19 protein-coding genes and 1 tRNA gene are annotated in these 16,487 nt (G+C 66.5%); 11 read left to right on the forward strand and 9 right to left on the reverse strand.

The window, feature by feature from the left end:
* The first annotated feature begins 14 nt into the window (after positions 1–14).
* The 4 genes from CWS39_RS16180 to CWS39_RS16195 all read left to right on the forward strand — a co-directional run bounded on the left by CWS39_RS16180 (position 15) and on the right by CWS39_RS16195 (position 4,179).
* Entirely contained in the window at positions 15–701 is a 687-nt protein-coding gene (locus tag CWS39_RS16180; protein ID WP_199178147.1) for a response regulator transcription factor, read from the forward strand.
* A complete protein-coding gene (locus CWS39_RS16185; RefSeq protein WP_102143954.1) occupies positions 701–2,188 on the forward strand; it encodes a HAMP domain-containing sensor histidine kinase in 1,488 nt (495 codons plus the stop codon). Before CWS39_RS16180 ends, CWS39_RS16185 begins: the two co-directional genes overlap by 1 nt.
* A gap of 135 nt (positions 2,189–2,323) precedes the next feature.
* Entirely contained in the window at positions 2,324–3,628 is a 1,305-nt protein-coding gene (locus tag CWS39_RS16190) for a S1C family serine protease (RefSeq protein ID WP_102143955.1), read from the forward strand.
* 56 nt (positions 3,629–3,684) lie between these two features.
* Positions 3,685–4,179, forward strand: coding sequence for a MogA/MoaB family molybdenum cofactor biosynthesis protein (locus CWS39_RS16195; RefSeq protein WP_431306139.1), 495 nt, complete (start codon positions 3,685–3,687; stop codon positions 4,177–4,179).
* A 93-nt stretch (positions 4,180–4,272) separates the two neighbouring features.
* Here the strand turns inward: CWS39_RS16195 and CWS39_RS16200 are convergent.
* A protein-coding gene (locus CWS39_RS16200) for an IS3 family transposase (protein WP_085975921.1) occupies positions 4,273–5,411 on the reverse strand; the annotation gives its coding sequence in 2 pieces (ribosomal slippage) (positions 4,273–5,141 and positions 5,141–5,411; 1,140 coding nt in all).
* 724 nt (positions 5,412–6,135) lie between these two features.
* Here CWS39_RS16200 and mspA point away from each other — a divergent pair.
* Positions 6,136–6,780 (forward strand): porin MspA, encoded by a 645-nt coding sequence (gene mspA, locus CWS39_RS16205; RefSeq protein WP_102143956.1) that lies wholly within the window; start codon positions 6,136–6,138, stop codon positions 6,778–6,780.
* A gap of 61 nt (positions 6,781–6,841) precedes the next feature.
* Here mspA and mscL read toward each other — a convergent pair whose 3' ends face one another.
* The 3 genes from mscL to CWS39_RS16220 all read right to left on the reverse strand — a co-directional run bounded on the left by mscL (position 6,842) and on the right by CWS39_RS16220 (position 8,348).
* On the reverse strand, positions 6,842–7,279 hold the full coding sequence (mscL, locus tag CWS39_RS16210) for a large-conductance mechanosensitive channel protein MscL (RefSeq protein ID WP_102143957.1): 438 nt from the start codon (positions 7,277–7,279) through the stop codon (positions 6,842–6,844).
* A gap of 46 nt (positions 7,280–7,325) precedes the next feature.
* Positions 7,326–7,970: an SAF domain-containing protein gene (locus tag CWS39_RS16215; RefSeq protein WP_102143958.1), complete on the reverse strand. Its 645-nt coding sequence runs from the start codon at positions 7,968–7,970 to the stop codon at positions 7,326–7,328.
* Between the two features lie 63 nt (positions 7,971–8,033).
* On the reverse strand, positions 8,034–8,348 hold the full coding sequence (locus CWS39_RS16220) for an FmdB family zinc ribbon protein (protein WP_102143959.1): 315 nt from the start codon (positions 8,346–8,348) through the stop codon (positions 8,034–8,036).
* Positions 8,349–8,410: 62 nt separating this feature from the next.
* On the opposite strand from CWS39_RS16220, the gene CWS39_RS16225 reads away from it, so the two are divergent.
* Positions 8,411–9,178 (forward strand): HNH endonuclease family protein, encoded by a 768-nt coding sequence (locus CWS39_RS16225; RefSeq protein WP_306768838.1) that lies wholly within the window; start codon positions 8,411–8,413, stop codon positions 9,176–9,178.
* On the opposite strand, the gene CWS39_RS16230 is transcribed toward CWS39_RS16225, so the two are convergent.
* The gene (locus CWS39_RS16230; protein ID WP_102143960.1) at positions 9,168–9,752 is read right to left on the reverse strand and encodes a 5-formyltetrahydrofolate cyclo-ligase; all 585 of its coding nucleotides are present in this window, start codon (positions 9,750–9,752) and stop codon (positions 9,168–9,170) included. The two genes, CWS39_RS16225 and CWS39_RS16230, sit on opposite strands and share 11 nt — an antisense overlap.
* 47 nt (positions 9,753–9,799) lie before the next feature.
* Between CWS39_RS16230 and CWS39_RS16235 the strand changes: the two genes are divergently transcribed.
* The 5 genes from CWS39_RS16235 (at position 9,800) to CWS39_RS16255 (ending at position 13,979) form a co-directional block, all read left to right on the forward strand.
* Entirely contained in the window at positions 9,800–10,711 is a 912-nt protein-coding gene (locus tag CWS39_RS16235; RefSeq protein WP_102143961.1) for a UTP--glucose-1-phosphate uridylyltransferase, read from the forward strand.
* Positions 10,712–10,732: 21 nt separating this feature from the next.
* On the forward strand, positions 10,733–11,983 hold the full coding sequence (glp, locus tag CWS39_RS16240) for a molybdotransferase-like divisome protein Glp (protein ID WP_102143962.1): 1,251 nt from the start codon (positions 10,733–10,735) through the stop codon (positions 11,981–11,983).
* 1 nt (position 11,984) lies between these two features.
* A complete protein-coding gene (locus CWS39_RS16245; RefSeq protein ID WP_102143963.1) occupies positions 11,985–12,638 on the forward strand; it encodes a GNAT family N-acetyltransferase in 654 nt (217 codons plus the stop codon).
* Positions 12,639–12,855: 217 nt separating this feature from the next.
* Complete coding sequence (gene sepX / locus CWS39_RS16250; RefSeq protein ID WP_102143964.1) at positions 12,856–13,860, forward strand: divisome protein SepX/GlpR; 1,005 nt, start codon at positions 12,856–12,858, stop codon at positions 13,858–13,860.
* Between the two features lie 46 nt (positions 13,861–13,906).
* Positions 13,907–13,979, forward strand: a tRNA-Ala gene (locus CWS39_RS16255).
* Positions 13,980–14,001: 22 nt separating this feature from the next.
* Here CWS39_RS16255 and CWS39_RS16260 read toward each other — a convergent pair.
* From CWS39_RS16260 to CWS39_RS16275, 4 genes are all read right to left on the reverse strand, one after another.
* Positions 14,002–14,547, reverse strand: coding sequence for a thermonuclease family protein (locus tag CWS39_RS16260; protein ID WP_233213537.1), 546 nt, complete (start codon positions 14,545–14,547; stop codon positions 14,002–14,004).
* A 69-nt stretch (positions 14,548–14,616) separates the two neighbouring features.
* Positions 14,617–14,913 carry a HigA family addiction module antitoxin gene (locus tag CWS39_RS16265; RefSeq protein WP_102143966.1) on the reverse strand — a complete coding sequence of 99 codons (297 nt, stop codon included), beginning with the start codon at positions 14,911–14,913 and terminating at the stop codon, positions 14,617–14,619.
* Between the two features lie 14 nt (positions 14,914–14,927).
* Positions 14,928–15,209, reverse strand: a complete 282-nt coding sequence (locus CWS39_RS16270; protein WP_102143967.1) for a type II toxin-antitoxin system RelE/ParE family toxin — start codon at positions 15,207–15,209, stop codon at positions 14,928–14,930.
* 55 nt (positions 15,210–15,264) lie between these two features.
* Positions 15,265–16,485, reverse strand: a complete 1,221-nt coding sequence (locus tag CWS39_RS16275) for an oxygenase MpaB family protein (protein ID WP_102143968.1) — start codon at positions 16,483–16,485, stop codon at positions 15,265–15,267.
* Positions 16,486–16,487 lie beyond the last annotated feature (2 nt).

The following is a 16,487-nucleotide window of genomic DNA, read 5'->3' on the forward strand; positions in this document are numbered from 1 at the left end:
ATGACACTGTGGCTGTGCGCATACTTGTCGTTGACGACGACCGCGCGGTGCGCGAATCCCTGCGCCGGTCGCTTTCGTTCAATGGTTATTCCGTCGATTTGGCCGAAGACGGCGTCGAGGCACTCAACCTGATCGCTTCCGATCGGCCCGACGCCTTGGTGCTCGACGTGATGATGCCCAAGCTCGACGGCCTCGAGGTGTGCCGGCAGCTGCGCAGCACCGGGGACGACCTGCCCATCCTCGTACTGACCGCCCGCGATTCGGTCTCCGAACGTGTCGCCGGGCTCGACGCCGGCGCCGACGACTATCTGCCCAAGCCGTTCGCCCTCGAAGAACTGCTGGCCCGGATGCGTGCGCTGCTGCGTCGCACCACCCCCGACGAGGGCACCGATTCCCAGCCGCTGACCTTCTCCGATCTCACCCTGGACCCGGTGACCCGCGAGGTCACGCGTGGGCAGCGCCCGATCAGCCTGACGCGAACCGAGTTCGCGCTGCTGGAAATGTTGATCACCAACCCGCGGCGGGTGCTTACCCGTAGCCGCATCCTCGAGGAGGTCTGGGGCTTCGACTTCCCGACGTCGGGCAACGCGCTCGAGGTGTACATCGGCTACCTGCGCCGTAAGACGGAAGCAGAAGGAGAACCGCGACTGATCCACACCGTGCGCGGCGTGGGTTATGTGCTGCGCGAAACACCCCCCTGATGTCAGCAGTTAGATGGTCATTCCGGCCGCCCAACGATTGGCGGCACATCCCACCCCCCACGAGCTCACTCTCCCTGCGTTGGCGGGTGATGTTGCTGGCCATGTCGATGGTGGCGATGGTGGTGGTGCTGATGGCCGTCGCCGTGTACGCGGTGGTCTCGCGCGCGCTCTACGACGACATCGACACCCAGCTGCACAGCCGGGCCCGACTGCTGATCGAAAGCGGCTCACTGGCGGCCGACCCCGGGAAAGCCATCGAGGGCACCGCGTACTCCGATGTCAACGCGATGCTGGTGAACCCCGGGCGCTCGATATATACAGCCAACCAGCAGGGTCAGACGTTGCCGCTCGGCGAGGCCGAGAAAGACGTCATCTCAGGCGAGCTGTTGATGTCCCTGCGCACCGCGAACCATCAGCGCGTGCTGGCCGTACACCTCGCTAACGGCAGCTCGCTGCTGATCTCGAAGAGCCTGGCCCCGACCAACCAAGTGCTCAAACGGTTGGGCACTGTGCTGCTCATCGTCGGCGGCATCGGTGTCGCGGTGGCTGCGATCGCGGGTGGCATGGTGGCTCGGGCAGGCCTGCGTCCGGTCGCCCGGCTCACCGAAGCGGCAGAGCGGGTCGCCCGCACGGACGACCTGAGACCCATCCCCGTGTTCGGTAGCGACGAACTCGCCCGGCTCACCGAAGCGTTCAACATGATGCTGCGGGCGCTGGCCGAATCCCGGGAACGCCAAGCGCGACTGGTCACCGACGCCGGGCATGAGTTGCGCACGCCGCTGACGTCGCTGCGCACCAACGTCGAGCTGCTGATGGCCTCTCAGGCGCCGGGCGCACCGCGGCTGCCGGAAGAGGAGATGGCCGGCCTGCGCGCCGACGTCATCGCCCAGATCGAGGAATTGTCCACGCTGGTGGGCGATCTGGTGGACCTCACCCGCGACGACGCAGGCATCGTCATCCACGAACCCGTCGACATGGCGGAGCTCGTCGATCGGTGCCTTGAGCGAGTTCGTCGGCGCCGCAACGACATTGAGTTCGACGTCGACGTCATCGGCTGGCAGATCTATGGCGACTCCGCGGGCCTGTCGCGCGCGGTGCTCAATCTGCTCGACAACGCTGCGAAGTGGAGCCCGCCCGGCGGGCGCGTGGGCGTGCGGCTGCGGCAGATCGACCCGGTCCACGCCGAACTCGTGGTGTCCGATCACGGCCCCGGCATTCCGCCGCAGGAGCGTCGCCTGGTGTTCGAGCGGTTCTACCGGTCGACGTCCGCGCGTGCCATGCCGGGTTCAGGGCTGGGACTGGCTATCGTTAAACAAGTTGTGCTCAAACACGGTGGCGCGCTAAGAGTGGAGGACACCGTGCCGGGCGGGCAGCCACCCGGCACGTCGATTCATGTTGTACTACCCGGACGGCCACTGTCGGACATCGTTCAGGCGCCTCCAACCGATGCGGTGACCCAACCGGTGGCCAAAGCGGAAAACGGCTGATCGGGGGATCGCATGGAATATCGGGATGTCCCGAATGTTCTCTAAGTCGATTCTCAGCCCACCTGGGCACTGTGGGGATGCATCCTTCGTTGTCCAACTGTCGGTACCGGATCAGAGGAAGAGCGCAAAGGCGATATGACGAATCACCCGAGGTACTCCCCACCGCCGCAGCCGGGCCGCCGGCCGGACGGTCAACCGCACGCGGCACCCGGATACCCCGGCGCGCATCGCCCCGACCCGTACCAGCAGCAGCCCTACGACTGGCGTTACGCCACCGCCCAGCAGCAGTACCGTGCCCCCTACGATCCGTACCGCGGTGTGCCGCAACCGTCCGTGCAACCGCAGCCCGCGCAAAAGCGTTCTCGCGCAGGCGCATTGGCGGTCGGCGCAGTAGCCGTGGCGTTGGTGTCGGCCGGCATCGGCGGCGGCGTCGCCACGCTGATGCAGCCCGACCGGCCGTCGTTCGGTTCCATCGCCTCGGGTGCGGCCGCGAGCCAGCCCGCCGCCAGCGTTCCCACCGGTTCCGTCGAACAGGTCGCCGCCAAGGTGGTGCCCAGCGTCGTCAAGCTCGAGACAAATTTGGGCCGGCAGTCCGAGGAAGGCTCGGGCATCATCCTGTCGCCGGACGGGTTGATCCTGACCAACAACCACGTGGTCTCGGCCGCCAAGGACCGCGCCGCCGAAACCAAGGTGACGTTCTCCGACGGGCGCACCGCCGAGTTCACCGTCGTCGGCACCGACCCCAGCAGCGACATCGCGGTCGTCAAGGCCCAGGGCGTATCCAATCTGACCCCGATCACGCTGGGCTCGTCGGCCAATCTGCGGGTGGGCCAGGACGTCGTGGCCATCGGTTCACCGCTGGGCCTGGAGGGCACCGTCACCACCGGCATCATCAGTGCGCTGAACCGGCCGGTCGCGGCGGGCGGCGACATCCGCAACCAGAACACCGTGCTCGACGCGATCCAGACCGACGCCGCGATCAACCCCGGCAACTCCGGCGGTGCGCTGGTGAACATGAACGGTGAGCTCGTCGGCATCAACTCCGCGATCGCCACGATGGGCGGGGATTCGCCCAATGCGCAGAGCGGTTCGATCGGGCTGGGCTTCGCCATCCCGGTCGACCAGGCCAAGCGCATCGCCGACGAGCTAATCCAGAACGGCAGCGCCTCGCACGCGTCGCTGGGTGTGCAGGTCAGTAACGATCCGGCCACCGACGGCGCCAGGATCGTCGAGGTCACCAACGGTGGAGCCGCCGCGGCGGCCGGGCTGCCCAGCGGCGTCGTCGTCACCAAGGTCGACGACCGGGTGATCGGCAGCGCCGACGCGCTGGTGGCCGCGGTGCGCTCGAAGGCCCCCGGCGAGAAGGTGACGCTGACCTATCTCGACCCCTCGGGTAAGCCGCAGACCGTCGAGGTCACCCTCGGGAAGGCCCAGCAGTGACGCCCACATTGAGAGTGGCCGCGCCAGTGACTGGCCCCGGATATACGGTTGCACTCATGGAACAGCCAGCGGAGTTGGTGGGCCGAGCACTCGTCGTTGTCGTCGATGACCGCACCGCCCATGGCGAGGAGGACCACAGCGGTCCGTTGGTCACCGAACTGCTCGGTGAGGCCGGCTTCGTCGTCGACGGCGTCGTGGTGGTGTCTGCTGACGAGGTGGAGATCCGCAATGCGCTGAACACGGCGGTCATCGGTGGCGTCGATCTGGTGGTGTCGGTGGGCGGCACCGGGGTCACGCCGCGCGACGTGACGCCCGAGGCCACTCGTGACCTGCTGGACCGCGAGCTGCTCGGCATCGCCGAGGCGCTGCGCGCTTCGGGGCTGTCCGCGGGCATCGTCGATGCGGGGCTGTCCCGCGGTTTGGCCGGCATCTCCGGTAGCACGCTGGTGGTCAACATCGCCGGCTCCCGGGCGGCCGTGCGCGACGGCATGGCCACGCTCGGCCCGCTGGCCACCCAGATCATCGGCCAGCTATCAAGCTTGGAGATCTAACTGTTGTCCGTGCCGTCCGGATGCGCGCACGACGCCGAACCTGCGTCGCGGCACCCGGCGGTCATGAGGGGGACCCGTTTGGTGGTCCAGTCGCTATGCGACTTGGGGTTGGTGGGTCGTGGTCCACTGTAGAGCGAACTCGGCAGGGGTGAGCTCGCCATGGGCGGAGTGGGGCCTGTTGGCGTTGTAGTCGACCCGCCAGTCCTCGATGATCACGCGGGCTTCCAGGAGCGAGTCGAAGCGCCATGAGTTGAGCAGTTCATCACGAAGCCTGCCGTTGAACGACTCGATCCAGGCGTTCTGCCAAGGCGAGCCCGGATCGATGAAAAGTGAACCAGCACTGTTGAATCGGCACCAATCACTGACCGCGTGGGCCACGAACTCGGGACCGTTGTCGAAGCGCACGTAGTGCGGCGCACCGTGGTGCAGAGCCAGGCGATCCAGCACGTCGACGACGCCGTCGGCGTCGATGCCACGATCGACTTCGATCGCGAGGGCTTCGCGGGTGAACTCGTCGATGACGTTCAACATCTTCAAGGTGCGGCCATCGGCGGTGGTGTCGAACTGGAAGTCCATCGCCCAGATGACGTTCGGACGAATCGGTGACATCGCGCCCACGGCGATACCGATACCGGTCAGACGCTTCTTCTTGCGGCGCTGCGGGACGCGGAGGCCCTCCTCGCGCCACAGACGACGGATGCGCTTGTTGTTGACCTGCCAGCCGGCTCGGCGGGCCATCTTGGCTGCCCGCCGCCATCCCCAGCGGGGCCGGTCAGTGGAGAACCGGCGCAGCCAGGCGCGCAACTCGGCCTCCTCGGTGGTGATCGGCGGCGGTGTCAGGCGCATCGTGGAACGGTGCAGGCCAACCACTGTGCAGGCGCGGCGCTCGGAAACCCCGAACCGGTCGCGCAGCGCCGTGACGGCGCGGCGCTTGCGGTTCGGGGTCAGAAGTTTCCCGCCGAGATCTCCTTGAGCATGTCGATGTCGAGGGCCTGGTTGGCGACCAACTTCTTCAATCGGGTGTTCTCGGCCTCGAGTTCTTTGAGCCGTTTGGCCTCGTTGGCTTTCATGCCGCCGTACTGGGCAAGCCAGCGATGCCACGTCGACTCCGCGATCTGCAGGTGTCGGCACACCTCGTCGAGCTCCTGGCCGGCCCCCAGGAGCTTGTTGCCCTCGGCGAGCTTGCGGATGATCTGATCCGGCGTATGCCGCCGGCGCTTGTTCGATGCCATGTCGTTGTTGATTCTTCCTCGCCCGAACACCGGGCAACAGAGTCCCACAATGACTGGACCACTACGACGGGCTCACCTCAGTCACCGTCGTGCAAAACCAGCAATTGTCCAGCGTGTTAACGGGAAGTGAACGGCAATCTCGGCGTGAATGTGATCTTCGTCACAGGACAGTCGGCTTGTGACTGGCCCGTCCAAGCCGCCGCGCGAGGCAGTTAACAAGATCTTCGGGGATCCGTTGCCCGAGATATCTATTGACGAGCGCGATACTTACTCCCCGGACGACGACGCCGTACATGAACAGTGGCTGCGAGACAACGTTCCGCCGCATCATGATTGAGCCGTGATCGCCCGTTTGGGGGCACAAAATGCCTGATGGCGAACCGTCTGGGGAAATTCGCACCGACTGACACAGCGGTGCCCGCACAAGCGCGGTCCACCTGATCGGCCGCCGACGACCCGCCTGCCACATGCACGTACAGCGGATCTCAGCAAACTCCCATCCGACAATGGAATGTGACGCAGTTGGCATTCGCTTGCGTTGCCGGTCTGGTGGCGCCCCGTTATGTTCCTCGTGTCAACGATGAGTGAAACGTAAGAGCCACATGTGAGGTCTCTCATTTGCGTCACATGAGGCTCCTGCGTCGTGTGTGGTGTAGCGAGTAGGACCAGGCACGAATAACCACGGTGACCCGCCAGGGTCATCGTCGACATGACTAGGGAGAACATGAAGGCAATCAGTCGGGTGCTGATCGCGATGATCACCGTGATAAGCGCAGCAATCGCGGGCTTATTCGTGAGCGCGGGCACCTCTCACGCAGGTCTGGACAACGAGCTGAGTCTGGTGGACGGCCAGGACCGGACCCTGACGATCCAGCAGTGGGACACCTTCCTCAATGGTGTGTTCCCCCTGGACCGCAACCGGTTGACCCGTGAGTGGTTCCATAGCGGCCGCGCCAAGTACATCGTGGCCGGCCCCGGCGCCGAAGAGTTCGAGGGCCAGCTCGAGCTGGGCTACCAGATCGGCTTCCCCTGGTCGCTGGGTGTGGGCATCAACTTCAGCTACACCACCCCGAACATCCTGTTCGACCAGGCGCCACCAGACCTGGATCCGAGCGAGGGCTTCATCACTACGCCGAACCTGTTCCCCGGTGTGTCGATCAGCGCCGACCTGGGCAATGGCCCCGGCATCCAGGAGGTCGCGACCTTCTCGGTTGAGGTGGCGGGCCCCAACGGCGGTGTGGCCGTCTCCAACGCGCACGGCACCGTGACCGGCGCGGCCGGCGGCGTGCTGCTGCGTCCGTTCGCCCGGTTGATCTCCAACTCGGGTGACAGCGTCACCACCTACGGCGAACCCTGGAACATGAACTAACGGGTCAGGTCCTACGCAAAACAGCCCCCGGGTTTTCCGGGGGCTGTTTTGTGTCTGCGGGCTATTGACCGGTTTTGTCGGTGCCTACGGGCGTGCCGGCGCCGTGCTTGCCGGACGCGGCCTGGCCGTTCTCGGCCAACAGGTCACGGATCTCGGTGAGCAGGGTCAGCTGGGTCTCTTCCTCCTCCACCTTGGAGTCGAGTTCCTTGAACTTCTTGTACGGCAGCACGATGACGAAGTAGATGACGGCCGCCACGATGAGGAAGTTGATGGCCGCGGAGACCACGGCGTTGAAGTCGACGTAGATGTTGTCGCCCAACGGAATCCTCAGGAAACCGTATTCCGACTCAGGTGTCGCGCCGATCCGGCTGATCAGCGGCTGCACCACGTGATCGGTGAAGGCCGTCACCAGTGCGGTGAAGGCCGCGCCGATGATGACCGCGGTGGCCAGGTCGATGACATTGCCTCGGGCGATGAACTCTCTGAACCCCTTCAACATGCTGTGGAACCCTTCTGCGCTATGGGTGGTCTGACAGGACCGTAATTTAGTGGAACGTCAGCGTGACCGTCTGCACCAGCGCGGCCCCCGCCACTTCGTTGGCGGCGCGGGCGGGCAGTGCGACCAGCACCACGCGATCGCCGCCGGCACCGGGCCCCTTGGGTTTCTCCGACACCAGTACGACGACGGCGTCGGAGGCGAGCAGTTGGGGGCTGTGGTCGTCCGTCGCCGCGAGTACGTCGACGACGTCGCCGGAGCGGATCACGTCGAGCAATGCGGTATCGGCCAAATGCAGTGGCACGATGCGCGCGTCGGGTCCGGCGGCCTCCTCGGCCAGCCGCGGCCCGAGCACCCGCACGTCGGTGAGCACCTCGCCGCGGCGGGTCGGGCTGGCCAGCGTGGCCCCTAACACTGCCTCGGGGTCTTCTTGCGCGCCATCGGGAAGCGTTGCTGCCGAACGGATTTCAAGCCTCACATCGGTCGCGGTCAATTCGACACCCGGAGCGAGGTCACGGGCGGCAACGACGACCTCGGTGCGGTCGCCGTGCGGATCGTCGCGCAATGCGGCGACGCCGGCCAGCACCACCAGCCCGCCGGCCGCGATTCGTCGGGCCGTGACCGTGCGTGACCAATCCGGCCGCAGGGCGGCCGACAACCTGCTCAGGGGCGACGGATTGAGTGCTTGGCCCATGCCGCCACGCTAGGCAGCATTGGGTGTCTGGCGCGCGGACTCAGCGCGCCGCCTGTGGATAACTCAGCTCGATGCCGCGGCGGCGGGCGCGGCGCTGGTCGAGCTGGAGCTCGAATCGCTGGACGAGCTCGACGAGCTTGACGACGACGAGCCCGTCGACTCCGAGCTCTTAGCGGAGCCGTTGGTCGTGGTCTTGGCCGACTCGCGGCTGTCGGTGCGGTAGAAGCCGCTGCCCTTGAACACCACTCCCACGGAACCGAAGAGCTTGCGCAGTCGGCCGTTGCACTTACGGCAGGTGGTCAGCGCATCGTCGCTGAACGCCTGGATCGCGTCGAAGCGATCACCGCATTCGGTGCACGCATAGGAATAGGTAGGCACGAAAACCTCCGAGGTGGTCAAACTTCTTAGCACTCTACCGTCTTAAGTGCTAGAACCGCTATGTGGGGCTCGCCATTCCCGCGCGGCGCCGGCGCCGACGGACCCGAGGCTGGGTCGTCGCTGTGCTGGTGGTCGTCGCGCTCGTGTTGTTCGTGACGTGGATGCAGCAGCGAACGCCGGCGTCATCACCGTCGTCGTCCCTCGCGCCTCCCACGACGTCGACCTCCGCGCCGGCGCCGGTGGTGGCACCACCCGCCAATCCCCGCTTCGACCACGCCCGCGACCTGCTGGACCGACTGCCCGTGCGCGGCTGGGACCGCCGCACCGACTTCGCGCGCTACCGGTTCGGCGAGGCCTGGAGCGACGACGTCAACGTCGAGTTCGGCCGCAACGGCTGCAATACCCGCGACGACATCCTGAGGCGTGATCTGGCCAACCTCGTGGTGCGGCCCGGCACCTGTTACGCGCAAAGCGGTGTGCTGCACGACCCGTACACCGGCGCCACGATCGCATTCGTCCGCGGCCCCGACACCTCAAGCACCGTCCAGATCGACCACCTCGTGTCATTGGCCGACGCCTGGTACAAGGGCGCGCGCGACTGGGACGACCAACGCCGCCGCGACTTCGCCAACGATCCGCGCAACCTGGTCGCCGTCGGTGGACAAGCCAACTTTGACAAGGCTTTTCGCGATGTCGCCAGTTGGCTGCCGCCCAACCCGGCGTTCCGCTGCGAGTTCGTCGCGCGTCAGATCGACGTGAAGACGGCGTACGGGCTGTGGCTGTCCGCCAAGGAGAAGCGCGCCATGGAAGACGTGCTGGCTAGCTGCTGAGCGCCACCACGCCGCTGGGGGTGAGCGCGTGCGTCATCCGCACGTCGTGCGGTTCGGCGGGCAGTCGCTCGACGAGTTCCTCGTCGCGCACGACGGCGATCAACCGGGCCGCCGGATCGGCGAGCGGCAGCGAGCGGTCGTAGTACCCCGCGCCGCGGCCCAGCCGAGCACCGGTGCGGTCGACGGCGAGGGCCGGGACGAGGACGACGCGGGCATCGGCGATTGCCTCCGCGGGAAGCCGGGGCGGCGGCGGCTCCTTCAGCCCGAACCGGGCGTCGACGAGCTCGCCGGGCCGATACTCGCCCCACTGCAGGGGAGCGGCTTCGCTGGGCGCCACCGGCAGCAGCACCCGCGCGCCCAGTCGCAGCAGGTTGTCGACGAGGTCGATCGACCCGGGTTCGGTGCCCATCGGCACATATGCGCACACCGTGTCACCGAGACCGACCAGGTCGGGCAGATGCGCTTCGATCGCTGTCGCCTCGTGGTCGCGTTGCTGCGGCGTCATGGCCCGGCGGGCCGCCAGGATCGCCGCCCGAACCTCCGCTTTTTCCCGCGAGATCACGGGGTACACCATGACAGGTGACGCTGAGCGTTCGACGACAAACCATTAATGTGTGAACGATGACTGGGCCTGAGGTTGCTATTCCGCGCACCGCGGTCGTGCCGGCCGCGGGTCTGGGAACCAGATTTCTGCCGGCCACCAAGACGGTGCCCAAAGAGTTGTTGCCGGTGGTTGACACACCGGGCATCGAGCTGGTGGCCGCCGAGGCGGCCGAAGCCGGCGCCGAGCGCCTGATCATCGTCACGTCCGAAGGCAAGGACAGCGTCGTCGCGCACTTTGTCGAAGACCTGGTGCTGGAGGGCACGCTCGAAGCGCGCGGCAAGAAGTCGATGCTGGAGAAGGTGCGTCGCGCCCCGGCGTTGATCAAGGTCGAGTCGGTGGTGCAGGCCGAGCCGCTCGGCCTGGGCCATGCCGTCAGTTGTGTCGAGCCGTCGCTGTCGCCGGACGAAGACGCCATCGCGGTGCTGCTGCCCGACGACCTGGTGTTGCCGACCGGCGTGCTGGAGACCATGTCGAAAGTCCGTGCCAAGCGCGGAGGTTCGGTGCTGTGCGCCATCGAGGTGCCTACCGACGAGATCAGCGCGTACGGCGTGTTCGACGTCGAGACGGTGCCCGACGCCGTCAACCCCAACGTGCTTCGGGTCAAGGGCATGGTGGAAAAGCCCAAGGCCGCCGATGCGCCGTCGCCGTACGCCGCCGCCGGGCGCTATGTGCTGGACCGCGCGATTTTCGATGCGCTGCGGCGGGTTCCGCGTGGCGCGGGCGGTGAGATTCAGCTGACCGACGCGATCGCGCTGCTGATCGACGAGGGCCATCCCGTACATGTGGTGGTGCATCGCGGATCTCGACACGACTTGGGAAATCCCGGCGGCTACCTCAAGGCTGCGGTTGACTTTGCCCTGGAACGCGACGACTACGGACCCGAGCTGCGGCGGTGGTTGGTAGAGCGGTTGGGGCTGACCGAACACTAGATCTGCGGAGAGAGGCGTGCTGTGCGCTCGGTAGAGGAGCAGCAGGCGCGGGTGGCTGCCGCTGCGGTGGCGCCCAGGCCGGTGCGGGTGGCGATCGCCGAGGCCCAGGGTTTGATGTGCGCGGAGGAAGTCGTCACCGAACGTCCGCTGCCGGGTTTCGACCAAGCCGCCATCGACGGGTACGCGGTGCGCAGCGTCGACGTGTTGGGCGCTGGCGAGGCTTCTGAGGACGGCGACGGCGAAATCAGCCTTCCCGTAATGGGATCCATCGAGGCGGGGGCCCGGACGCCGAGCCGGTTGCAACCGCGTCAGGCTGCGCGTGTGCAAACCGGTGCGCCGATGCCGACGCTCGCCGATGCGGTGCTGCCGCTGCGCTGGACCGACGGCGGGCAGAACCGGGTGCGGGTGCTGCGGGGGGTGCGGTCGGGGGCATATGTGCGGCGCACCGGCGACGATGTGCAGCCCGGTGATGTGGCGGTGCGCGCGGGCACGATCATCGGGCCCGCCCAGGTCGGGCTGTTGGCGGCGGTGGGACGTGAACGCGTGCTGGTGCATCCGCGGCCCCGGCTGTCGGTGATGTGCGTCGGCGGCGAGCTGGTCGACATCTCGCGCACGCCGGGCAACGGGCAGGTCTATGACGTCAACTCCTACGCGTTGGCGGCCGCGGGGCGCGACGCAGGCGCCGAGGTCACCCGCGTCGGAATCGTCGACACCGATCCGGCAGTGCTTCGGGAAACCGTTGAGGGACAACTCAATCGGGCCGAAGTGGTGGTGATCGCCGGCGCCGTAGGCGGGGCCGCGGCCGAGGGCGTACGGCAGGTGCTGTCCGAGCTGGGCGAAATGGAGGTCACCCGGATCGCGATGCATCCGGGTTCGGTGCAGGGTTTCGGGCAGTTGGGCCGCGACGGTGTGCCAGTGTTTCTGTTGCCGGCCAATCCGGTGTCGGCGTTGGTGGTGTTCGAGGTGATGGTGCGTCCGCTGATCCGGATGTCGCTGGGCAAGCGGCAACCGATGCGCAGAATCGTGCAGGCGCGCACGCTGTCACCGATCACGTCGGTGCCGGGGCGCAAGGGATTTCTGCGCGGGCAATTGATGCGCGACCAGGACACCGGCGAATATCTGGTGCAGGCGCTCGGCGGGGCGCCGGGTGCGTCGTCGCATCTGCTGGCCACCCTGGCCGAGGCGAACTGTCTGGTGATCGTTCCCAGTGAGGCCGAAGAGATCCGCACCGGCGAGATCGTCGATGTTGCATTCCTAGCCCAGCGCGGCTGACGTGAACCTGTGGCGTTCAACCTCGATGCATCCCGGCTGGCCGATGCCGGTGGGTCCTTTGCGGGTGCCCGCGGGTGTGGTGCGGCTGCGGCCGGTGCGGCTGCGCGACGCTGCGGCGTGGAGCCGCATCAGGTTGGCCGACCGTGCGCATCTGGAGCCGTGGGAGCCCGTCACGGGCGTGGATTGGGAAGTGCGGCATGCGATTTCGTCGTGGCCAGCGGTGTGCTCAGGGCTGCGGGCGGAGGCGCGCAAGGGTCGGATGCTGCCGTATGTGATCGAACTGGACGGGCAGTTCACCGGCCAGCTCACGATCGGGAACGTCACGCATGGCGCGCTGCGCTCGGCGTGGATCGGGTATTGGGTGGCCAGCTCGGCGACGGGCGGGGGAGTGGCGACCGCGGCATTGGCACTGGGGTTGGACCATTGCTTCGGCCCGGTGATGCTGCATCGCGTCGAGGCGACGGTGCGCCCGGAGAACGCGGCGAGCCGGGCGGTGCTGGCGAAGGTGGGCTTTCGCGAGGAGGGGCTGCTGCGGCGGTACCTCGAGGTCGACGGCGCGTGGCGCGACCACCTGTTGGTGGCGATCACGATCGACGAGCTACAGGGGTCGGCGACGTCGGCGCTGGTGCGCTCGGGATTGGCGAGCTGGTCGTAGCTGTTGCCGTTTCCTGCGTTGAGATTGCATTCAGGGCTGTAAATCGGCCGTCGGCACGACCGTGAGCGCAATCTCAACGCCTAAGGCTGTGACTGCTGTGACATTTGTTACTGGTGGTGCTTGTATCGAGTGAATTACAGGTGTGTAATTGTCTCGGCGCGCCGTCGGTGGCTGCGCTGGTCACGGACCTAGCCTGAAGGGGAAAGGAGCAGGCTACATGCCAAGCATCCCCCAATCCCTCCTATGGATCTCCCTCGTCGTGCTCTGGCTCTTCGTGCTGGTTCCGATGTTGATCAGTAAGCGGGACGCCGTTCGGCGCACCAGCGACGTGGCGTTGGCGACGCGTGTGCTGAACAGCGGGCAAAACCCGCGGCTGCGGCGGCGCGGACCCGCGGCCGGCCACAACAGCGACCCGGATTGGCAGCCGGCGGACGAAGACGAGGACCTCGACGAGCTCGACGAGCCCGAGGAGGAGCCGGCCGAGCGTTCGGTGGTGGTGGCCGAAGCGGTCGTCGAAGAGCCCGAGCCCGAGTATCTCGACGTCGACGTCATCGACGAGGATGCGGCGGCGTTGCCCGTCGGCCAAACCGAAGAGCTGCCATTGGATTTCGACGAGGAGCCCGTCGAGTCCGTCGAGACTGAGGAGCCCGAAGAGCCCGTCGAGGTTGAGGAGCCCGTCGAGCCAGAAGCGGAAGCGGACGGCAGCGAGGACGAGTACGAATACGTCGACGACTCATCGGGGCTGGAGGCGCCGTCGGAGACGGATCTGCAGATCGCCGAGTCGGTGAGTGCCGCGCGTCGCCGCCGTCGCGAAACCACCACGGCGGCGGTGGTGAGCGCCCGCAAGTACGCGTTCCGCAAGCGGATGTTGGCGGGCATGGCGGCGGTGCTGATGGCCTCGGCCGTCGCGGGGTACTTCCAGGTGCCGTGGTCGTGGTGGGTGTGTGCTTCGACCGGCGCGGTGACGGTGCTCTACCTGGCGTACCTGCGGCGTCAGACCCGCATCGAGGAGCGGCTACGGCGCCGGCGCGCCCAGCGGATGGCGCGGGCGCGGTTGGGGGTGGAAAACACCGACGACCGCGAATACGACGTGGTGCCGTCGCGGCTGCGTCGACCGGGCTCAGCGGTGCTGGAGATCGACGACGAAGACCCCATCTTCGAGCACCTCGATTACGCGCCGTCGGCGCGCCACTACGACCTGCCACGCGCAGCGGGCCAGTAGTTTTCGATCGACGCCGCGGGACTGGTAGCCTGTGCTACCGGTATCAGGGGCTATGGCGCAGTTGGTAGCGCGACTCGTTCGCATCGAGTAGGTCAGGGGTTCGATTCCCCTTAGCTCCACAACATTCGAGCAGGTCACTGCCTATGCCGCGCAAGCGGCGGGTGCCCACAGGCCTCGCCCATTGGTGCGCGCATCCACTTCTGCCGCGCGGAAGCGGTCCTGGTATTTGTACGGCAGCTCGTAGGTGTACTCGTGGGCGAACCCGTCATAAATCATGTCCAGATTGAACAGCCGACCGGTGCCGGTCCACACGTAGGCGAGGGTGCGCCCGTACCGATCGACGGCGTCCTGGAATGGGTCTCTCTCGAGGTACACCGATTGGCCGTTCAAAACGGCGGCGGCGCGCTCGAATGCCTGTTGCGCGAAGCACTCCACCGGCTTACGAGGGTCGTGTAGCTCTGGGGTGTCCATTCCGATCAGGCGGACCTTCTCGCGTGCACCGTTGTTGTCGACCCAGATCGTGTCTCCATCAGACACTTTGGTCACTGGAAACGGCCCGGTGACGTTATCGGTGGGCATGACGGGGTAGTCCGGTTGAGCCACCGACGTCGCCGCACTCCCGACGAACACGGCCGCCGCCACGAGAGCGGCCGCGGCAGCGCGAGCGATGCTAGTAGTACGCGACATCGATTCCATTGTCCCGCAGGCCTTTAGGCGGCATGCAGCACTTTGAATACTCCGACGCCGTCGTCAGATTCAGACATTGGCTGCCAGCCGGTGAATGCGCTCCAGCTCTTCGTTCTTCTCAAGGCGCACCAGGTCGGCGTCGTAGCGTGCCTGTAAATTGATCCAGAACATGTCGCTGACGCCGAGTGCCCGCGACAGCCGCAGCCCTGTGTCAGCGGTGATAGAGCGCCGGCCTGAGAGGATCTCGCTCAGCCGCGTCTGCGGGACGTTGATCTCCTTGGCGAGACGGTAAGCACTGATGCCCATCGGCCCGAGGAAGTCCTCGGCGAGAATCTCACCAGGGTGGGTAGGTGCGAAATCAGCCATTGCCTCCTCCTTTCTCAGTGGTAATCGACCAACTCGACATCGTCTGCGCCGCCATTGCTCCATCTGAAGCAGATGCGGTACTGGTCATTGACACGGATACTGTGTTGTCCTTCGCGAGGCGGTTGGAGCTTCTCCAAGCGGTTGCCCGGCGGAACTCTCAGGTCATTGATGTTCTCCGCGGCGTCGAGGATTTGCAGCTTCCGGCGAGCCGCTTTCGCGAGCTCTTTGCTGATCCCCTTCGGGCAGCTCAGGTCCCAGATCTTTTGGGTGTCGCCGTCGCTGAACGAGCGGATCACCAGCCAATACTAACGGCTTGCGTTACTAACGTCAAGCGTTAGTAACTGCTGCGTCTTACGCCACCTGACTCACGTGCGCCGCAGACTGGCCGATCGTGGCGTCGTCGTCACCGATCATCGTGCGCAGCAACGCTTTCTGCTCGCGCGAACCGCGCGCAGCGGCGCGGTCCATCCCGCCAGGCACCGCAATGGCGGCGACACTGCGGGCGACATTCACCGGCAACCGCAGCACCGGGTACCACGGCGGCACATACGCGGGCAGGCCCAACGAACGCATCGCGCGGGGGCCTAGGAAGCCGCTCGCCACCGACAGGTGCTGCGCTCTTGCGAGACGACGACGCAGGCCGGGCAGCGTGCGGTATAGCCAGGCCAGCGGGTCGTCGGCCATGGGCATCGCCAGCTGCTTCGTCGACTCGTCGGGTTCTGAAAGCGCGGTGAGCGTGTGATAGAGCACGCGGATGCCATCGCGGAAGTTGCGCGGCAGCCACTCGTCGCGCACGCCGATCAAATAGCCAACGTAGCGCGTCAGGTGCGCGATGGCGTCCAAATCGCCTCGCGCGGGCACGATTCCCATCCCCAGCGCTCCCGCCGGCGGCGCGATGAGCGCGCCGACCAGCGTGGCCGCCATATCCGTCTGGTTGACCGGTACACCCCACTCGTCGCCGCGCCAGTCGGGCATCGCCGCGACGTGCCGGCGCACGAACGCGTGGATCAGTCGCACCCGCAGCGTCGACTGGTAACCGATACCCGACGGGACCATGCCGCCGTCGGCGATGATGTCCAACGCCCACTGCATGGTCTCGGCGAATCGCTTGTTCGAGCCCTTCTCCAGAGCGCCGGTCCGCACGAGCGTCTTGTTGAATCCCGAAAACTGGTAGCCGCCAAGCAAAGCCACGTCTCGCGCAATGTATATGCCGTCGGCGCCGCCGCGTCGCATCGCCCGCTGCCCCCGCCGCAGCTGGTCCCAGTCGACCCAATCGGGAACCGTCTCGACCTTCTGGAAGAACTCACGCAATGGCTCCGGCGCCTCGGGCACATTGGCAATGCCTTCGGTGAGCGCGCGATCGAACAGCGGCCGCGTCTGCTCCATGCCGGTGGCCGACATCCACTCGACCAGGCGATCCATCGGTTCGTCGCCGACGGTCAACTGCTCGCCGAGCTCGCGCCACTGTTCCGGCGTCGGCTCGCCCACGCCCATCACCGTCGCGAACAACCGAACAGCAGTCGGCACCGGGCGCGGTTGGTCGGGATGCCGAGCCGGGATCGACGTGTTCATCG

Source organism: Mycobacterium hubeiense (genome assembly GCF_002838065.1).
Classification (GTDB): domain Bacteria; phylum Actinomycetota; class Actinomycetes; order Mycobacteriales; family Mycobacteriaceae; genus Mycobacterium; species Mycobacterium hubeiense.

What these genes read in the sequence shown, in the direction of transcription:
- CWS39_RS16275 (WP_102143968.1), bottom strand. Translation starts at nt 16,485, where the DNA reads ATGAACACGTCGATCCCGGCTCGGCATCCCGACCAACCGCGCCCGGTG.
- CWS39_RS16185 (WP_102143954.1), top strand. Translation starts at nt 701, where the DNA reads ATGTCAGCAGTTAGATGGTCATTCCGGCCGCCCAACGATTGGCGGCAC.
- CWS39_RS16230 (WP_102143960.1), bottom strand. Translation starts at nt 9,752, where the DNA reads ATGGTGTACCCCGTGATCTCGCGGGAAAAAGCGGAGGTTCGGGCGGCG.
- CWS39_RS16235 (WP_102143961.1), top strand. Translation starts at nt 9,800, where the DNA reads ATGACTGGGCCTGAGGTTGCTATTCCGCGCACCGCGGTCGTGCCGGCC.
- CWS39_RS16260 (WP_233213537.1), bottom strand. Translation starts at nt 14,547, where the DNA reads ATGTCGCGTACTACTAGCATCGCTCGCGCTGCCGCGGCCGCTCTCGTG.
- CWS39_RS16265 (WP_102143966.1), bottom strand. Translation starts at nt 14,913, where the DNA reads ATGGCTGATTTCGCACCTACCCACCCTGGTGAGATTCTCGCCGAGGAC.
- CWS39_RS16215 (WP_102143958.1), bottom strand. Translation starts at nt 7,970, where the DNA reads ATGGGCCAAGCACTCAATCCGTCGCCCCTGAGCAGGTTGTCGGCCGCC.
- CWS39_RS16195 (WP_431306139.1), top strand. Translation starts at nt 3,685, where the DNA reads ATGGAACAGCCAGCGGAGTTGGTGGGCCGAGCACTCGTCGTTGTCGTC.
- mscL (WP_102143957.1), bottom strand. Translation starts at nt 7,279, where the DNA reads ATGTTGAAGGGGTTCAGAGAGTTCATCGCCCGAGGCAATGTCATCGAC.
- CWS39_RS16190 (WP_102143955.1), top strand. Translation starts at nt 2,324, where the DNA reads ATGACGAATCACCCGAGGTACTCCCCACCGCCGCAGCCGGGCCGCCGG.
- mspA (WP_102143956.1), top strand. Translation starts at nt 6,136, where the DNA reads ATGAAGGCAATCAGTCGGGTGCTGATCGCGATGATCACCGTGATAAGC.
- sepX (WP_102143964.1), top strand. Translation starts at nt 12,856, where the DNA reads ATGCCAAGCATCCCCCAATCCCTCCTATGGATCTCCCTCGTCGTGCTC.